Raw genomic sequence first — 16,875 nt, 5'->3', positions numbered from 1 at the left:
ATCTGGATCACGAAAGGGGCGCGCTATCGACGCGTCCCCCGGTGACTCGCTCTGACAGTCGGTTTTAATACATCATCGTTCGGGATCAGGGCAGCACGTTGCCGGCGGCGCGATAGATTTCGTACCACTCCGCGCGGCTGAGGGCCACTCCGGTCGCCGGACCGATATCGCGCAGGCGCCCGGCGTTCATGCTGCCGACAATCACCTGCATCTGCGCCGGGTGGCGCAGGATCCAGGCGACGGCGATGGCGGTATTTTTCACCCCGTACTGCGCGGCCAGACGATCAATCACGGCATTCAGCTCGGGGAACTGCTCATTATCCAAAAATACGCCGGAGAAGAAGCCGTACTGGAACGGCGACCACGCCTGAATCGTCATCTGATGCAGTCGGCTGTACTCAAGGATGGCGCCGTCGCGATCGCTGGCCGCCGGATTGGTCATATTGACGTTGAAACCGGCGTCGATCATGCCCGTATGCATGATGCTGAACTGCAGCTGGTTGACCAGCAGCGGCTGGCGCACGGATTGTTTCAGCAGTTCGATCTGCAACGCATGCTGATTGCTGACGCCAAAATGTCGCACTTTGCCCGACTGCTGCAGATGGTCAAACGCGGCGGCTACTTCGTCCGGTTCGAACAGCGTATCCGGGCGATGCAGCACCAGCACATCCAGATAGTCGGTTTTCAGTCGCCGCAGGCTGCTTTCCACCGAATCGACGATATGCTCGCGCGAGAAATCGAATAACCCCTTGCGAATACCGCACTTGCTTTGCAGCAGAATATCCTGGCGCCGCAGCCCGGCCTGCGTCAGCGCCGCGGCGAAGATCTCTTCAGATTTTCCGCCGGCGTAGATGTCGGCGTGGTCGAAGAAATCAATGCCGATTTCGCTGGCCGCAGCCAGTACCTGCGCGGCTTGCGCCACGCTTTTATCGCCCATTCGCATGCAGCCGAGAGAGATGCAGGAAGCCCGCAGGTCCGACTGGCCGAGGTTGATCGTTTTCATTATGGCGTTCTCCGTTGGTGAGTTATTCTCCGGCCGCCGGTTTGGCAATGATATTGCGCGTCTCAAGGCGAACTTCCTGAATAACCACATCCAGCGTGTCGCTCTGGCGGTACAGTACATCGCCTTTTAACAGCGCGGTGCCCGTCTCCTGGCTGCAGACCAGCTCATCCCGTACGGGATGGATAAAGGAAGCGGGAACGAAGGCGACCGCGCCATTATCAAGCAGGCGAATGCGCAAACCGCCGCGGGTGATATCGATGATTTCCGCGCTAAAGCGCGTATCGCTGCCGGCCTTATCGTGCAGGAAGCGGGCGTACAGCCAGTCGCCGACGTCGCGCTCGGCCATGCGGTTCAGCCGCCGCCGTTCGGACAGCTGCAGCGTCACCTCATCCTGCGGTTTTTCCGCCGGCTGACCGCTGATCGCCGCCTTCAGCAGGCGATGGTTGACCATATCGCCGTACTTACGGATCGGGGAGGTCCAGGTGGCGTAGGCTTCCAGCCCCAGCCCGAAATGCGGCCCCGGCGCGGTACTGATTTCGGCAAAGGTCTGAAAACGACGAATGCGCCCGTCGAGGAAGGTGGTGGGCAGCGCATCGAGCCGACGACGCAGCGTGCAGAAACCGTCCAGCGTCAGCAGCTGTTCCGCCTGAGTCTCGATCCCATTGGCGGCCAGCACAGACACCGCCTGATCGACGCTCGCCGGATCAAAACCGGTGTGGACGTTGTAAATGCCGAAGCCGAGCCGATCGCGCAGCACTCGCGCGGCGCAAACGTTAGCCGCAATCATCGCTTCTTCGACGATGCGGTTGGCGATGCGGCGCGGTTCCTGGACGATATCCAGCACTTCGCCTTTCTCGCCCAGCAGGAAACGGTAGTCGGGGCGATCCCTGAACACCAACGCATGCTTACTGCGCCATTCGCCGCGCGCCAGACAGATGCCGTGCAGCAGATGGATTTGCCGCGCGATAGCTTCGCTATCCGGCTGCCAGTCGCCGCTTTGTTCCAGCAAGTCGGACACATCGTCATAGGCCAGCTTCGCTTTGGATTCGATCCAGGCGGCGAAGAAATGCGGTTCGTCGCCCAGCGTGCCGTCGGCGGCCACCTGTATCCGGCAGACCAGCGCCGGACGGCGCATACCCGGCCGCAGCGAGCAGATGTCGTCCGACAGCGGCCGCGGCAGCATCGGGATATTAAAGCCCGGCAGATAGTTGGTGAACGCGCGCTGACGCGCAATATTGTCCAGCTCGCTGCCCGGCAGGACGTAAGCCGTCGGATCGGCGATGGCGATAGTCAGCCGCCAGCCGCCGTCGCCGTTTTCTTCGGCGAACAGCGCATCATCCATATCTTCCGTGCTGGCGCTATCAATGGTGACGAAGTCCAGCGCGGTCAAATCTTCGCGCGTTAAATCGCCGTCCTGTAGCGCTGCAATCTCGGCTTCCGGCGCGCTGCGCTCCAGATTGTGGCGCGACAGCGTGACCCACCAGGGCGCCAGCGGATCGTCGCCGCTGGTGATGTAGTGGGTCAGTTCGGCGTGAAAATGACGATCGCCTTTCAGCGGATGGCGACGCATTTCCGCCACCGCCCAGTCGCCCTGGACGAAATTGTGCTGTAGATCGCGCGCCGCCCGGCAGGGGATGGCCTCTTTCAGCAAGGGATGATCGGGCACTATCGACAGCCGATCGTCCTTTTTCTGCACCCGGCCGACAAAACGGCTCAGGAACGGCTCAATCAGCGTTTCAGGCTCCACCATCTCGCGCTCTTTTTCGGTATGAACGCTGGCGACGATACGATCGCCGTGCATGACCTTTTTCATGTGCGGCGGCGGAATGAAATAACTTTTTTGCGCGTCGACTTCCAGGAAACCATAGCCTTTATCCGTGGCCTTGACCACGCCTTCGACCCGGGGGGTCTGAGAATGAAGTTGCTGTTTTAGCTGTGCAAGCAGCGGGTTGTCTTGAAACATAGCGTCCAGAATGCGGGTTGTGAATGGCTTAATCGCGGCAGACAGTTTTACGCGAATCGGCTGCCGGCGGCAAGCCTGAATCCAGTCCATCCGGCTGCTTTTGCCGCGATCGCCGTCCGCGGGATGTCTATCCCCTGGGCGCTTGCCGGGGATCGCAAATTAATTGTGAGAGAACGCAAAGTTTTGAGTTATTGGGCTAGTTGTATATACAAAGATAAAGCAAGATACGCTCAGACCTTAAAACACCGAAAATGATAAGGGTGAGTGATGAAAAACTTGGGTACGAAAATTCATGGTTTTGGCAAAGCGTTGATGATGCCCATTTCGGTTATCGCCGCCGCCGGTATCTTCCTCGGCGTGGCTGCCGCCCTGCAAAACCCGGCCGTTACCGGCGACGCCTTTGCCAGCATAACCAGCCTGCAGATTGTGATTGGCTTTATCCGCCAGGTGGCCGGCGCGCTGTTCGCCAACCTGCCGCTGTTTTTCGCCCTTGCCAGCGCCATCGGCCTGGCCAGCGCGGAGAAGCCGACCGCCGCTTTTGCCGCGGTGATCGGCTTTATCTCAATGCACGTCGGGGTGAAGGCCACGCTGACCGCGCAGGGCATTACGCCCGCGACCATCGCCATCCCGGCCCTGATGCAGAGCGGGATGAGCCAGACCGATGCCTTAATGTACGCCGCGGAATTCACCCAGACGCTGGGCATCTTCACCTATAACATGAGCGTGCTGGGCGGGGTGATCGCCGGGGTGATCACCGCCATGCTGCATAATCGCTTTTACACCATCGAACTGCCCACGGCGATCGCCTTTTTCGGCGGGCGCCGTTTCGTGCCGATCATTACCGTTATCTGCCTGCCGCTGGTCGGCGTGGGGCTGGCGCTGATCTGGCCGACTATCGGTCTGGGGATCGCCTGGGTCGGCGAGTTGATTGGGCAAAGCGGGCAATACGGCGCTTTTCTGTACGGTTTCTCCGAACGTATTCTGATCCCGACCGGTCTGCACCATATTCTCAACGAAACGGTGCGCTTTACGCCGATCGGCGGGGTGGCGACCATCGATAATCAGACGGTGATCGGCGCGCTGAATATCTTCAATATGTCGCTGACTCACCCCGGTCTGGTAAGCGATGAGATTGTGCGCGAAGCCACGCGCTTTCTGGCGCAGGGCAAGATCCCGGTAATGATGTTCGGCCTGCCGGCGGCGGCGCTGGCGATGTATCACTGCGCGCGGCCGGAGCATAAAAAACGGGTGAAAGCGCTGGTGCTGGCCGGCGCGCTGGCCTCGTTCACGACCGGGATCACCGAACCGCTCGAATTCTGCTTTATCTTCGTTTCCCCGCTTCTCTATCTGCTGCACGCCGCGCTGAGCGGGCTGTCGTTCATGCTGATGTCGGCGCTGGAGCTGATGATCGGCAACATTCAGGGCGGCGCAATCGATCTGCTGGTGTTCGGCGTACTGGGCGGGATGAAAACGCACTGGTACTTCGCGGTGCTGCTGGGGCTGGTGTACGCGCCGGTGTACTACTTCAGTTTCCGCTATGTGATTCGCCGCATGAATGTCGAAACGCCGGGGCGCGAATCGGAGGAACAGGCGGTTTCCGATGCGCCGTCCGTGAGCGCGGATGAACGCATCAAAAACATCATTAGCGGTCTGGGCGGAGAAAGCAATATCCAGGACGTGGACTGCTGCTTTACCCGGCTGCGCGTGCAGGTCAAAGACATGACCAAAGTAGTGGAGAAGATGCTGCTGAGCACCGGCGCGAACGGCGTTAAGCAGGTAAATGAATTCAACGTTCAGGTGATTTATGGCCCGCAGGTGGAAAAGATCGCCAGCGAGGTAAAGAGTGCTCTTGGAGTTACAGTGTAACTTAATGTGTTGCGTATGATTAAGGAAATTGTTATGTCAAAAAAGTACAGTATTGTCATCGTTGGCGGTGGGTCGACCTGGACGCCGGGACTGTTAAAGGCGCTGTGTAAGCGGCAGGAAAGTTTTCCGTTACGGCGTCTGGTGATGTATGACATTAACGCCGGCCGTCAGGCGGTGATTGGGGATTTCGCCCGCCTGCTGTTTCAGGAAGAGTATCCCGAACTGGACTTTTCCTATACGACTGATGCCGGGCAGGCCTTTAACGACGTGGACTTCGTTTTCTGCCAGATGCGCACCGGCGGTTATGAAATGCGTGAAAAGGATGAAAAAATCCCGCTGTCACTGGGCGTGATTGGTCAGGAAACCTGCGGTCCCGGCGGTTTCGCCTATGGTATGCGCTCGATCGGCGACATGATCGAACTGGTGGAAAACGTGCGCCGCAGCTCGCCGGAAGCATGGATCCTTAACTACACCAATCCGGCCGCTATCGTGGCCGATGCGCTGCGCTTCAAATTTCCCGATGACAAGCGCATCCTGAATATCTGCGACCAGCCGGTTAACCTGCTGCGCTCCTACGCGCGTCTGCTGAACCGCGACGTCAATGAATTCGAGCCGGTCTATTTCGGTCTGAATCATTTCGGCTGGTTTACCCATCTGTACGATAAGGCCGGCGTGGATTTGTTGCCGCAGCTGAAAGCGATCATCAGTCAGCAGGGCTTTAAACCGGCGGATGCCGAGCAGCGCGACGCCTCCTGGCTGGATACCTACGCCGTGGTGGCGGATATGCTGCGCGACTTCCCGGACTATCTGCCCAACACCTACCTGCAGTATTACCTCTACCCGGACTACAAACTGAGCAAGCTGGATCCGCATTTTACCCGCGCCAATGAAGTGATGGCCGGCCGGGAAAAACGGGTGTTCGAAACCTGTCGAGAAGCGGTGCAGGCCGGGTCGACCAAAGGCGCCAGCGTGGTTCACAACGACGCGCACGGCGATATGATCGTGGAAGTCGCCGAATCCATCGCTTATAACCAGCAGCGCATTTTCGTGGTGATCGTGGAAAATAACGGTCTGGTCAATAATCTGGACGACAGCGCGATGGTCGAGGTGGCGGCTACGCTGGGCATCAATGGCCCGCGGCCGTTCGGCGTCGGCAATATTCCGGTGTTTTACAAAGGGATGATCGAACAGCAGTTCGCCTACGAGCGCCTGACCATCGAAGCGTGGTTTGAAGGTTCGTACCACAAGGCGCTGCAGGCGCTGACGCTGAACCGGCTGGTGGTGGATGCGAAGAAGGCCAGAAAAGTGCTGGATGCGCTGATCGAAGCCAATAAAGATTACTGGCCGACATTAAAATAACGCCGTCGGGCGTCGGCTGTTCCCGCCAGCGGGAACAGCCGATCCTCACAGGGCCAGCAGAGGACGCGGGGCGGCGTCGACGGTAAAGGTGTAGTAGCGCTGATTGTAATAAACGTTAGAAACCTCAAACGGCTCATGCTCTCCGTAGAACGCGATCACGCGCGCGGAGAGCACCGGTTCATCCCGCGCCAGACCCAGCGCTTCGCGCACCTCCGCGGTGGGCAGCTCCGCCGTGAACGCTTTGTGGCTGCCGACGGCCTGAATGCCCTTACTGCGCAGATAAGCATATTTTGAATGGTTAAGATGCTGTTCGGTCAGATCGGGAAATAGCGAATAGTTCATCCAGGACTGTTCATAAACAAACGGCGTATTGTCGATCAGGCGCAGGCGCAGCATATAGTGCACCGGCGTTTTTTCCGTCAGATGCAGGTGACTGGCGACCTCGCGCGAGGCGGGCTGCAGAGAGAAATGCAGCAGGCGGTTGACGATCTGCCGGTTGGACGAACTGGCGATTTCGCTGGACGTCAGTTGCTGGTCGAGCGGTAAATTGATTTTCTGCCGCGTATCCGGCTGCGCGACGAAAGTGCCTCGGCCGCGGAAACGTTCAACCAACCCCTGGCGCACCAGATAATCGACGGCTTTGCGCGCCGTCATACGCGAAACCTGATATTGCTGGCATAATTCCGCTTCGGTCGGGAGCGGATCGCCCGGCTTTAATTGTCTGTCCTGAATCTGTTGCCCCAGAATCTGCTCGATCTGCAGATAAAATGGCACATATGAGCGTTTGTCGATCACGCCGGCGTCCTCCCGTTCTGCCTCCGACACGCAAACAGAGTATAGCCGGCTAGCCCACTATACAAGTCGCCGCGACAGGTTATCCTGCAGCGATGTGAAATATGGCGGGCGGCAAGGTTAAATTTCGCCCTGAGTGGGGAAAACTCCCCGTTTATACGCCGGCCATAACACATTGACCGGCCAGCTATCCGCCGTTTCCAGCGCGATATCTTTGGCGATTAACGCAATGTCATCAGAGATTCTGGCCGCCAGCTCATCATCTTGCGTCAGGCGAAAAGCGTCTTTGAACGATTTCTCGCGCAATCCGTCAATAAAGGTCAGCGTCTCCGGCGGCAATATTCGCTTCTCTGTACGGCGGAAATTGTCGTTCCACACCCGGTCAAACGCGGGTTCATCACGCCGATCCAGCGCGTCATCGATATCAATATTCCGCAGAAAAACGAAGAAAGCAGGCGCGGCGAGAAGGGTGTTCAGCTCAACTAATTTATCGTTCATCATTTGACCCGGTTGCTATATTATTCGAAGGCTGCTACGGCGTTTATCTGAATCAGGCCGTGCCATAATAGATTATTGTCAGAATAACGCTTTAATTTTTCATGCAGAGACAGCCGTGGTTCATTACGAACTTCCTGACACAGTATGGATATTATTTTACTTCCGTCTCCACTGAACGTGACATCCGCACCGTTTATTGCGTCGTCTGTGCTCAAGAAAATATCCCGATATCGTTGACGATCATGCGCAGGGTCGATCTTTTTTCGGTTTCCGTTCTAAATAACTTCATGTATTGATGTTCCGCTTCTCATTGTGTCATTGGGCGAGGCCCGTACTGGCGGGATGTCATGTCCTGCACGTGTCGCGCTATTATGCGAAGCTATTTAGTGACATTCAAACTAATCTACTGAAATAGAAGGACTCCAGCGTTAATTTATGCGAAATCCTCCTTTGCGATCTCTTCAAAAATAGCCTTGATTCAGGAGCCAGGACTGCTGGCAATAGCATAAGGTGCGGCGAAAGCATTCGCTAATAGCGAGTTATCCATATGGCATACATAGTCGAATTGACATTTTGCTATATGAGTATATGATGCGATCAGAGACTAAATTTGTAGAGCAATCCAAAGCCCTTGCCGGTGAATATCGCATTCTAATCCCTCACTGGCTGAAGGCCCCTTGTGCGCATTTCTCCCATCAGCTCAAGGGGAGCGCGTTTCGGGATGAGTTTGCGTAACGCTGGTTGCTGAAAGGCTCGGCATGAGCCGGCCAACGGTGAGCTGGCATGTGGATTAGCTGAGGCAAGCGGTTTTTTACGTGCAAAAAAATTGGTAAATGACCGTTTTATTCAAAGGATGAAACCGCTATCGACGAATACACGGCATCGGCTGATGCAGAAAGTTTAACCAGTATGGAGTTATTTGGTATGGATCTCGGCGTTTTTGGCGGACTGATGGTTATGGCGTGTTGGGGGATCTCGGATTTTATTCAAAGTCTGATGATTCGTCAGTTAGGTACTGCGAAAACGATGTTGGTTCGAAATATACTTACCTTAGGGGTCGCCGGCCTCTTTGGCATATATTTGATCTTTTCGCAAAATCTTAGATTCGACGCTGATGCCGTATTGATTATTAGTTGCAGCTCTTTCGCCTATGTATTGGGGTATTACCTATATATGCGTGGGTGCGAAGTAGGGAATTTAACGTTAGTATCCCCAATTGCCTCAACCTACAGCCTGGTTACTATTTTTTTCTCCATCATTTTCTTACAAGAAAAACTATCTCCGCTTACCTGGATTGCGGTGACGATTATCTTCATTGGCATTGTTATGACATCTGGCAATATTTTTCGAATGTTGCAGTGTGGTGCGCGGGGGTTTCATCAGGCCATCTTTGCCATGGTCGGCTTTGGCGTGGCTTTTTTTATCCTCGGTTTCTCTGCGAAATCGCTTGATCTCATAAATACCTTCTTTTACTCAGCCTTGACGCAAGCCATTTTTTTTATTTCGCTTGCATTAATCAGAAACGGTAAGTTAGCTAAAGGTGACATAACACAGCGTCGCATGTTGATTTTCTTCTCGAACTCTCTGCTGGTTAATGCTGGCTGGGTATTTTATATCTTCGCGTCGAAGGTTGGTGACCTGTCGTTAGTAACACCTATTAGCTCGGTATATTCCGGTGTGACAGTGCTATTAGCTATTGTGATTTACCGGGAAGTAACCACCATCGGACAGAAGTTTGGGATAGGTGCCGTGCTTGTTGGCGTTTTTTTACTTAGCTATAAATAGCCTGAAATTGTCTGGTGCGTATCATTTTCATATTCACTATGAATCATGAGGCGGTTATGATGCAAAAATCCATCCGGCAACAGACGGCCGGGACTTCGCGCTAAATATTCTGCTAAGGAGATATCCCCCCTGAACGTCGCTATGTACCTCGGTCTTCGGTCGGGCGAGGTGCGATAATTTGACCGGCGGCTAAGAGCGAAAGCGAACATTTGATATGAACAGCAACTATCCGAAAATGTCCAGCTCATTGCTTGCGATTTAAACGGCTTTCTCGGAACTCTGGTAACGCAGTGCTGCATCGCTTACTCTCCCGAAAGATAATGAGATATCCTGTTTAATTAATTTTAATTTTCATGAGGTTAACTACAAAGCGTCAAGTTGCTGGGGGATAGTCGTTATAACGATGGATTCTTTCGGATGCACGCCAGGTAAAGAAAGGTGCCAGCTCACAGGATTTGAACGTCATGCAATTAAAAAAAATGGCTGATGAGCAGATTCAACTGGATGTCGAAAAACTTAATGGCTATCTATGCGCCATTAAGATGATGAATGCCGAGGCCCCGACGGGTGTCGAATACACGTTTATTCGTTTGCCGGGAAAAGGCACCTTGCTGGAATCGATAGAGAGTAATTTTGCTGCGATATACCCGGATACTGTGCTGGCGAACTGGCATATCAGTCTGGATCAAGTGAATGAAAACCAATTGTCGACAGCATCAATGCATGGTTTTTTCGCTTTGGCAAAGCCGCGAGTCTGAACAATGAATTAGATGCTCTGACCATGGGATTTATGGGGATGCTAAAACAGCGTGTTTATACGCCCAATATCTACCGTGCCGCCATGCTCCCGCCAGTCTGGCAGGCGATAAACCGGGAAACGTTTGTTTTTGACACCAGGAATGGCTTTTTCTTACTGGAAGTTAACTTTGATTCTTAACGTGCGGAAATACACATTCCACAGCTGTGCGGGGGACGCATTGAGTCGCGACGACGAGACTTATTACATCCATAATGTTATTTTTAGCTCTAACCTGCCCGCCGGGCGGCACGTTATCGACAATAAAGAGAACAGCGGATATACAAACGCCACTTTATGTCAAATTAGAATACAGGAGGCTATAAATGGCCAGTTTCTTACAGAAGCTTTTTGGCAACAAAGAGAAAGGAACGAGTGGCGATACGGTTGTTCTTTCAGAACCGGACCTCACTATTGCGCGGGCGAATAACGAGATGCAGTTGCGCACACAGGCCGCGATAGACATGTGGGGCCTTGATACAGCGGCATGGGCAGTAGATCTTGATTCAGAGACAATCACCTTCACCAATCAGGAAAAGGACATGGTGATATCCGCGCCAGTGCAGGTAGTCGGCACTTACAATACTGAAGACGGTACCTGGTTATGGGGGTGGGATCATCCATCAGTAAGTGAGCCACTCGGCGAGTACGCTCGACGCGTGCGCAACTTTGGCGAGCAATACGGGAGGGAGGAACTAACCACACGCAAAATTGCTGTGTCCATGGATGATGCCTGGCAGTTTACTGCTCTTGCCTGTTACCTTAGCGGCGGTCAGGGCGGTTATAGTGGTTTGTCAGGTTCAACTCGCGTGTTCATGGTTTATGGCTCGGTGACGATAAACAAAAAGGACTAAGCGCATCCGTGGTGCTGTTTACTGAAATTTAGGTCGGAGCCTGTTTACGATTCTAAATAAGGCAGCGGCAGCACATGCCAACATCAGGCAATTACACCGGTTTATGTACAGACTTCAGACAATTACACCACTCTATGTGCAGGCCTGGGCGAGCCGAAGATGGTTTTCAATAAAGGCCGCCTTTAATGCGCTATAGCGATGAATGTCGTTTTCACTTGCTAGCGCCGCAGCACGTTTTATCTCGACATATTCGTCTGCTGCTTTCTTGTTTTTTATCAGATAATCACGAAACGCCAGATGTTTTACGATTTGCATGTCTCCCACGGTAAAAGCATGCACATGATGGCTGCGTTGATTTCCACCCTTAATGAAATACCTGCGATTGGGGATCCCATTTTCACCGCGCGCAGTATATCCGGCTTGCTCCATTGCAGAGTGACAATTGTCCAACTCACTCAGCCCAACCACCTCTAACATTATGTCTATGACGGGTTTTGCCGCCAAACCCGGTACTGACGTACTGCCGATATGGTGAATCCGCGAGATCACCTTGCCAAGTGTTATCTGCAACAACGAGCTTTCAGCCGCAAATAAGCCAGGCCACTGCTCATTATAATCAACAATGATCACTTTTCTCATATTCACGCGCTCTCGTTTCCCCTGCGAACTGACCATAGCATCAGTTCAACTTACTCGCTTTCGAACCGCCAGATATATTGGCGCTGAACTGCCTGCCGTATCCGCCTTGACCCTGGCTAAATAGCTTCGCGCATTGATGCTTCACTTTTGACCATGCCACAGCGCGTAACTGATGATAAGAACATTTAAATAATCATTAAAAACAGTTGATTATGATTTAATTATAATATCACTGTCACTGTAACCTGCAGAGCAAGTGTAGCGCTATTACGCGAAGCTATTTAGCAAAAGGGGAAAATTAGGTTTGGGTCAGTACACGTTATCCCTCCGTTACCTGCACGCGGCGCGGCTGCCGGACGCGCTGACCGTCTTCCTGCGCTCCGCGCTATTGAGCGCCTATATCAGCCGCTCAATGCCTTTGCCGAGCACAAGCAGATCGGTTAAAGCGCGGGCGATAAAGACCGCATCTTGCATATCGAGATTGCCGAAGCCAGTTTTATACAGGCCGAATCCGTTGCTGCCGCGAGCATAAAATATCACCTGACCGCCTTCATCGTCGCCAATAGCTAATGCGCCCGGCATATAGTGCTGGATGCGATAGCTGGCGTTCATCTCCACGCAGCCGGCCGCGCCCCAGATTCGCAGATAGCCTTCGTCCATAATGCGAATTTCGGCCTCGGAAAATTGGGAGATTAATACAATATATTCTTCCGGCACCGCTTCGCGGCCGATATAGCGATACAGCTGCTGTATCTCGTCAGCGGAAGAGGGCGCGGCTCGCACATCAAGGGTGAATGCGTGGTGGAGACGTAAAAAATCAATGGTCATCGTTTTTTCGTTTCGTATCGCCGCGGGTGTGGATGACTTCAGTCAGAAAGTCGCCGGTATTTTTCGGTAACATACGTTATTATCTTGCGCCGCGCACGGTCATTAATTAACCGGACAGACTGTAGATATCGCTGGCTTCCTCGTCCATCGGCAGGCTGCCCAGCGCGCCGAGATCCAGACTGTATATTTTGTCGCTGTCGCCATTCATCCGGATGAAATAGCCAATATCGCCATCCTGACCGATCAGAAAATAGCCGGGTTCGGCGTCCTGTACGGTATACGTCTGGTTTCTTTCCGCCAGATGGCATGCATGATAAATGCAGACCGTGTCGTTCCGCCGGTTGTTTATCGTCACCCCATCCCGATCCTGTACCACTTCGCACAAAAATTTTTTATACAGCGCGGGAAACGTGCAGCCGATCGTTTTCTCCAGCGCCGCTAACGTTGCGTTTTTTTCCACCGGGACCTCATGGTATCTAAGCCGCTGGTTCAATAACGCCGCGTGATGCCTGTCACGACTGGCAATCGTCACGCTGCGGCTTATTCCTCAACGCGGCCAGCCCTTTCTCAAGGCGACTGATATTCTCATACTTATTCTCTACCGTACTTCGATCTAAATAGCGACCCCAGCCGGGAATGACTTGTTTATACAGCGCCAGACCCTCGGCGGTGACATTCGATTTTCTGACCAGCAAATCCTCTTTTAATCTGCCGTCTTCATCAAAGGGAGTCACGTCAACCAGCAGTTGATGGTTTGATAAAAAACGCATGAGAGACGTAGTGTATTTTAGTATCATCTCGCGCCACTCACGGCCTTTGTTTCTTGATAACAGCATTTGAACATCACATAAGATAAAATCTATATCCGACATATCTACCTGCTTGCGTTAATAAACGGATGCTCGGCCATGACGCGCCGTTCACCCCTTAAACGGTTGGGTATTTTCCAGACCGATCAGATTAATCAGTTGCCGGCAGCGCGCGATTTGCCTGCTGATTTCCACTTCCAGCGCGGGATTGTGCTCTTCCGCGTTGGTTTTGATGGCGCTGATTTTGACCATTTCCATCAGATTGAGCAGTCGATCATTGTATTCCGCGGCCGGGTCATTGATCTCAGCCGTATCCCGCAGGCCGTCCTCGGACAGCATTTCCCCGGCCAGCATCCGGGCAAAGACCCGTTTTTTCACCGTGATTTCCAGCTCGCTGCCGATATCGAGCGGCGCGGTGATGCGGTCTATCGCCTGCGCTGCCTGGTCGGTGTCGCCCGCGGCGTGCGCCATGCTGGCTTTTAACGCAAGCGCGTATTCAATCCAGCTCCAGTAGTTGTAATCACCGGCGAAGCGAACCTGCGTTAATCTGTCGATAAGTTCGGCGCACAGCGCTTCATTGCCGAAGACATACAGGCCGTAAGCCAGACGGGTTAACGACTCGGTGAAGAGAATTTGATTTTTTTGACGCCTGGCGGGGATTTTTTGCAGGCATTCAGCCAGTGGGGCGCTCGTATTCTGAATATGCTGTTGAATATTCATCACGCGATCTCTTTAATTTGCCTTGCATCCTGCCGGATGCAGCGAAAGCGCCCGGCCGGGCGCTTTCGCATACGGGTGAAGAACCGGAAAGGAGAATTAACCCAGTTCCTGTTCGCTCATCGAGGCGATGCTGAAACCGCCGTCAACGTGCAGAACTTCACCAGAAATGCCGGCCGCCAGATCGGAGCACAGGAAGGCGGCGGAGTTGCCGACATCCTCGATCGTGACCACGCGGCGAATCGGCGTGACCGCTTCGCAGTGCGACAGCAGTTTCTTGAAGTTCTTGATGCCCGAGGCGGCCAGCGTGCGGATCGGGCCGGCGGAGATGGCGTTGACGCGCACGCCCTGGGCGCCCATGGCGTTGGCCATGTAGCGCACGTTCGCTTCCAGCGAGGCTTTGGCCAGCCCCATTACGTTGTAGTTCGGAATAGCGCGTTCCGCGCCCAGGTAGGACAGGGTGACCAGCGCGGAATTCGGGTTGAGCATTTTACGGCAGGCTTTGGCCAGCGCCACAAAGCTATAGGAGCTGATGTCGTGCGAAATCGAGAAACCTTCTCGCGTGACTACGTCGACATAGTCGCCATCCAGCTGATCGCCCGGGGCGAACGCGATGGAGTGAACGAAACCGTCAAACGTCGGCCAGACGTTGGCCAGTTCGGCAAACAGGGCTTCAATGCTGGCGTCTTCCGCAACATCGCACGGCAGCACAATACTGGAACCCAGTTCGCTGGCGAAACCTTCCACGCGCGATTTCAGTTTGTCGTTCTGATAAGTAAAGGCCAGCTCGGCACCTTCGCGGTGCATAGCCTGAGCGATACCGTAAGCGATGGAGCGGTTGCTGGCTACGCCAGTAACCAGAATGCGTTTACCGGTAAGAAAACCCATAGCAGTAATCCTTATTGTCATTGGTGCTGCGATCGCTGGAATAAATTATACGGACTTCAGGGCGATCGAAGTGAATAAGCGCGGCGATTTTAGCATGCCTGATGCGCTCAGCGGTACTGGGATTGCTCCGCTTCCGAACAGTAAATAACCATCAGGCGCGTCTCTGCGTGTCATTCGGCGCGGCGCCCGCGCATTTTTTGTTCACCGCGTCCTTTCCGGCCCGCGGTCTGCGCGGGCGGGAAAAGGCAAACGCCCGGCGTCAGAACTGGCCGCCGTCCTGCCGCCAGGCGTCGGCGCTCAGCGCCTCGCCGAAATGGCTGGCTATCAGGCGTTTGGTCAGATCGTGCAGCGGAGCGGCCAGCACATCGGCGGTACTGCCGCGTTCGACAATTTCACCGCCCTGCATTACCAGCATCTGGTCGCTGATGTGCTTCATCATGCCCAGATGCTGGGTAACATAAATATAGGCGATGCCGTGTTTATCCTGCAGCTCCAGCATCAGATTAATAATCTGCGAACGCATGGACATATCCAGCGAGGCCAGCGCCTCGTCCGCCACGATCACTTTCGGCTGTAAAATCAACGCGCGCGCCAGCCCCACGCGCTGTTTCTGACCGGGCGCCAGCGCGTGCGGATAGTAGCCGGCGTGGTCCGGACGCAGACCGACCTGGCGCAGCGTACGGTTGATGATCTTTTCCCGTTCCTGGGCGCTAAGCTCGGTATTGAGGCGCAGCGGCATATCCAGCAACTGGCCGATGCGCTGGCGCGGATTCATCGCGTTGCCGGCATCCTGAAAAATCATGCGGATACGCTGGCTGCGGTAGCGATAGTCGCCGTAGTGCAGCGGATGATCGTCGATCACCAGCTCGCCGGAGGTCGGCGGGATCATGCCGGCCAGCATTTTCGCCAGCGTGGACTTGCCGGAGCCGTTCTCGCCGATAATCGCCAGCGTCTGGCCCTCGCGCAGGGTAAAACTGACCGATTTGACCGCCTCAATATGCTGACGACGGAACAGACCGGTGCGGTAGCGGAAGGTTTTGGTCAGGTTCCTTGCTTCCAGCAGCGTCTCCAGCATCAGGATTCCTCCATGTTGAGCGGGAAGTGGCAGGCGTACCAGTGGTTTTTGACCGCCACCAGATCGGGCGCCTGCATGCATTCGCGCTGTGAATAGGGGCAGCGCGGGCCGAGGCGGCAGCCAACCGGCAAATGCTCCAGCGGCGGGATCGCGCCCGGCAGCGTATTCAGCCGCCCCTTATGCGGCAGCGAACGGCCGAAGTCGGGCATTGCGCGGATCAGCGCCTGGGTGTAGGGGTGACGCGGCAGCGCGATCAGTTCCTCGCTGACCGCGCTCTCCACCGTCTGGCCGCAGTACAGCACGTTAATCCGGTTGGCCCATTTGCTCATGGTTTGCAAATCGTGACTGATCAACAGGATGGTGGTGTTGTTGTTCTGATTCAAACGGGCCAGCAGGCGAAAAATCTGCGCCTGAGTGGTGGACTCCATCGCATTGGTCGGTTCATCGGCAATCAGCAGCCGCGGCTGGTTGGCCAACGCGATGGCTATCATGACCTTCTGGCATTCGCCCTCGGTCAGTTCATACGGATAACTGCCCATGATGTCTTTATGATCTTTAATGCCCACCCGGTGCAGCAGCTCGATCGCCCGGCGTTTGCGCCAGTTGAAGCGCTGCCACCAGCGGCCCTTGTAAGTCCAGCCGGGGATCGCCTGAATCAGCTGGCGGCCCACGCTGCCGGAAGGGTCAAGACAGGACTGCGGCTCCTGGAAAATCATTGAGACGCTGTGGCCGACCAGTTTGCGCCGCGCGCGCGGCGTCAACTGCAGCAAATCGATGTCGTTAAAACGAAAACGATCGGCGGTGATCCGCCAGTTATCTTTGGTGATGCCGAGAATCGCTTTGGCTATCAGGCTTTTGCCCGAGCCGGATTCCCCCACCAGACCGCGAATTTCGCCTTCGGTCAGGGTCATGCTGACGCGATCGACCGCTTTGACCGTGCCGTCGGCGGTCAGCAGTTCAATGGTCAGATTACGAATATCAAGCAGTGGCATTCTGTCTCTCC

General features: G+C 54.6%; 17 protein-coding genes. 5 read left to right on the top strand and 12 right to left on the bottom strand.

Features of this window, described 5'->3' with window-relative positions; translation table 11 throughout:
- Positions 1 to 85: 85 nt before the first annotated feature.
- A complete protein-coding gene (locus tag FJU30_RS07000; RefSeq protein ID WP_150434256.1) occupies positions 86 to 1,003 on the bottom strand; it encodes an aldo/keto reductase in 918 nt (305 codons plus the stop codon).
- A gap of 22 nt (positions 1,004 to 1,025) precedes the next feature.
- Positions 1,026 to 2,966: an exoribonuclease II gene (locus tag FJU30_RS06995; RefSeq protein WP_150434255.1), complete on the bottom strand. Its 1,941-nt coding sequence runs from the start codon at positions 2,964 to 2,966 to the stop codon at positions 1,026 to 1,028.
- Positions 2,967 to 3,233: 267 nt separating this feature from the next.
- Here FJU30_RS06995 and FJU30_RS06990 point away from each other — a divergent pair, with 267 nt between their 5' ends.
- Positions 3,234 to 4,832, top strand: coding sequence for a PTS transporter subunit EIIC (locus tag FJU30_RS06990; RefSeq protein WP_150434254.1), 1,599 nt, complete (start codon positions 3,234 to 3,236; stop codon positions 4,830 to 4,832).
- A 33-nt stretch (positions 4,833 to 4,865) separates the two neighbouring features.
- Positions 4,866 to 6,191: a 6-phospho-alpha-glucosidase gene (locus FJU30_RS06985; protein ID WP_150434253.1), complete on the top strand. Its 1,326-nt coding sequence runs from the start codon at positions 4,866 to 4,868 to the stop codon at positions 6,189 to 6,191.
- 45 nt (positions 6,192 to 6,236) lie between these two features.
- Here the strand turns inward: FJU30_RS06985 and FJU30_RS06980 are convergent, their stop codons facing one another.
- Positions 6,237 to 6,986 carry a GntR family transcriptional regulator gene (locus FJU30_RS06980; protein ID WP_150434252.1) on the bottom strand — a complete coding sequence of 250 codons (750 nt, stop codon included), beginning with the start codon at positions 6,984 to 6,986 and terminating at the stop codon, positions 6,237 to 6,239.
- A 117-nt stretch (positions 6,987 to 7,103) separates the two neighbouring features.
- Positions 7,104 to 7,484, bottom strand: coding sequence for a hypothetical protein (locus tag FJU30_RS06975; RefSeq protein WP_150434251.1), 381 nt, complete (start codon positions 7,482 to 7,484; stop codon positions 7,104 to 7,106).
- Between the two features lie 921 nt (positions 7,485 to 8,405).
- On the opposite strand from FJU30_RS06975, the gene FJU30_RS06970 reads away from it, so the two are divergent.
- The 3 genes from FJU30_RS06970 (at position 8,406) to FJU30_RS06960 (ending at position 10,916) form a co-directional block, all read left to right on the top strand.
- Positions 8,406 to 9,266 (top strand): DMT family transporter, encoded by an 861-nt coding sequence (locus tag FJU30_RS06970; protein ID WP_191091538.1) that lies wholly within the window; start codon positions 8,406 to 8,408, stop codon positions 9,264 to 9,266.
- A 464-nt stretch (positions 9,267 to 9,730) separates the two neighbouring features.
- On the top strand, positions 9,731 to 10,024 hold the full coding sequence (locus FJU30_RS27065) for a hypothetical protein (protein ID WP_223881511.1): 294 nt from the start codon (positions 9,731 to 9,733) through the stop codon (positions 10,022 to 10,024).
- Positions 10,025 to 10,388: 364 nt separating this feature from the next.
- The gene (locus FJU30_RS06960) at positions 10,389 to 10,916 is read left to right on the top strand and encodes a DUF6882 domain-containing protein (RefSeq protein ID WP_150434249.1); all 528 of its coding nucleotides are present in this window, start codon (positions 10,389 to 10,391) and stop codon (positions 10,914 to 10,916) included.
- 132 nt (positions 10,917 to 11,048) lie between these two features.
- Here FJU30_RS06960 and FJU30_RS06955 read toward each other — a convergent pair whose 3' ends face one another.
- The 8 genes from FJU30_RS06955 to sapD form a co-directional block, all read right to left on the bottom strand.
- Positions 11,049 to 11,555 (bottom strand): GrpB family protein, encoded by a 507-nt coding sequence (locus tag FJU30_RS06955; RefSeq protein ID WP_150434248.1) that lies wholly within the window; start codon positions 11,553 to 11,555, stop codon positions 11,049 to 11,051.
- A gap of 396 nt (positions 11,556 to 11,951) precedes the next feature.
- Entirely contained in the window at positions 11,952 to 12,383 is a 432-nt protein-coding gene (locus FJU30_RS06950; RefSeq protein ID WP_150434247.1) for an SMI1/KNR4 family protein, read from the bottom strand.
- 106 nt (positions 12,384 to 12,489) lie between these two features.
- The gene (locus FJU30_RS06945; protein WP_150434246.1) at positions 12,490 to 12,843 is read right to left on the bottom strand and encodes an SMI1/KNR4 family protein; all 354 of its coding nucleotides are present in this window, start codon (positions 12,841 to 12,843) and stop codon (positions 12,490 to 12,492) included.
- A gap of 52 nt (positions 12,844 to 12,895) precedes the next feature.
- Positions 12,896 to 13,255, bottom strand: coding sequence for a hypothetical protein (locus FJU30_RS06940; protein ID WP_150434245.1), 360 nt, complete (start codon positions 13,253 to 13,255; stop codon positions 12,896 to 12,898).
- Positions 13,256 to 13,303: 48 nt separating this feature from the next.
- A complete protein-coding gene (locus FJU30_RS06935; protein WP_317984038.1) occupies positions 13,304 to 13,912 on the bottom strand; it encodes a DUF6707 family protein in 609 nt (202 codons plus the stop codon).
- A gap of 96 nt (positions 13,913 to 14,008) precedes the next feature.
- Positions 14,009 to 14,797 (bottom strand): enoyl-ACP reductase FabI, encoded by a 789-nt coding sequence (gene fabI, locus FJU30_RS06930; RefSeq protein ID WP_150434243.1) that lies wholly within the window; start codon positions 14,795 to 14,797, stop codon positions 14,009 to 14,011.
- Between the two features lie 259 nt (positions 14,798 to 15,056).
- The gene (sapF, locus tag FJU30_RS06925; RefSeq protein WP_150434242.1) at positions 15,057 to 15,872 is read right to left on the bottom strand and encodes a putrescine export ABC transporter ATP-binding protein SapF; all 816 of its coding nucleotides are present in this window, start codon (positions 15,870 to 15,872) and stop codon (positions 15,057 to 15,059) included.
- The gene (gene sapD / locus FJU30_RS06920) at positions 15,872 to 16,864 is read right to left on the bottom strand and encodes a putrescine export ABC transporter ATP-binding protein SapD (protein ID WP_150434241.1); all 993 of its coding nucleotides are present in this window, start codon (positions 16,862 to 16,864) and stop codon (positions 15,872 to 15,874) included. Before sapD ends, sapF begins: the two co-directional genes overlap by 1 nt.
- Positions 16,865 to 16,875: the final 11 nt, after the last annotated feature.

The organism is Affinibrenneria salicis, from assembly GCF_008710095.1.
This window is presented reverse-complemented; position numbering and strand designations above follow the sequence as displayed.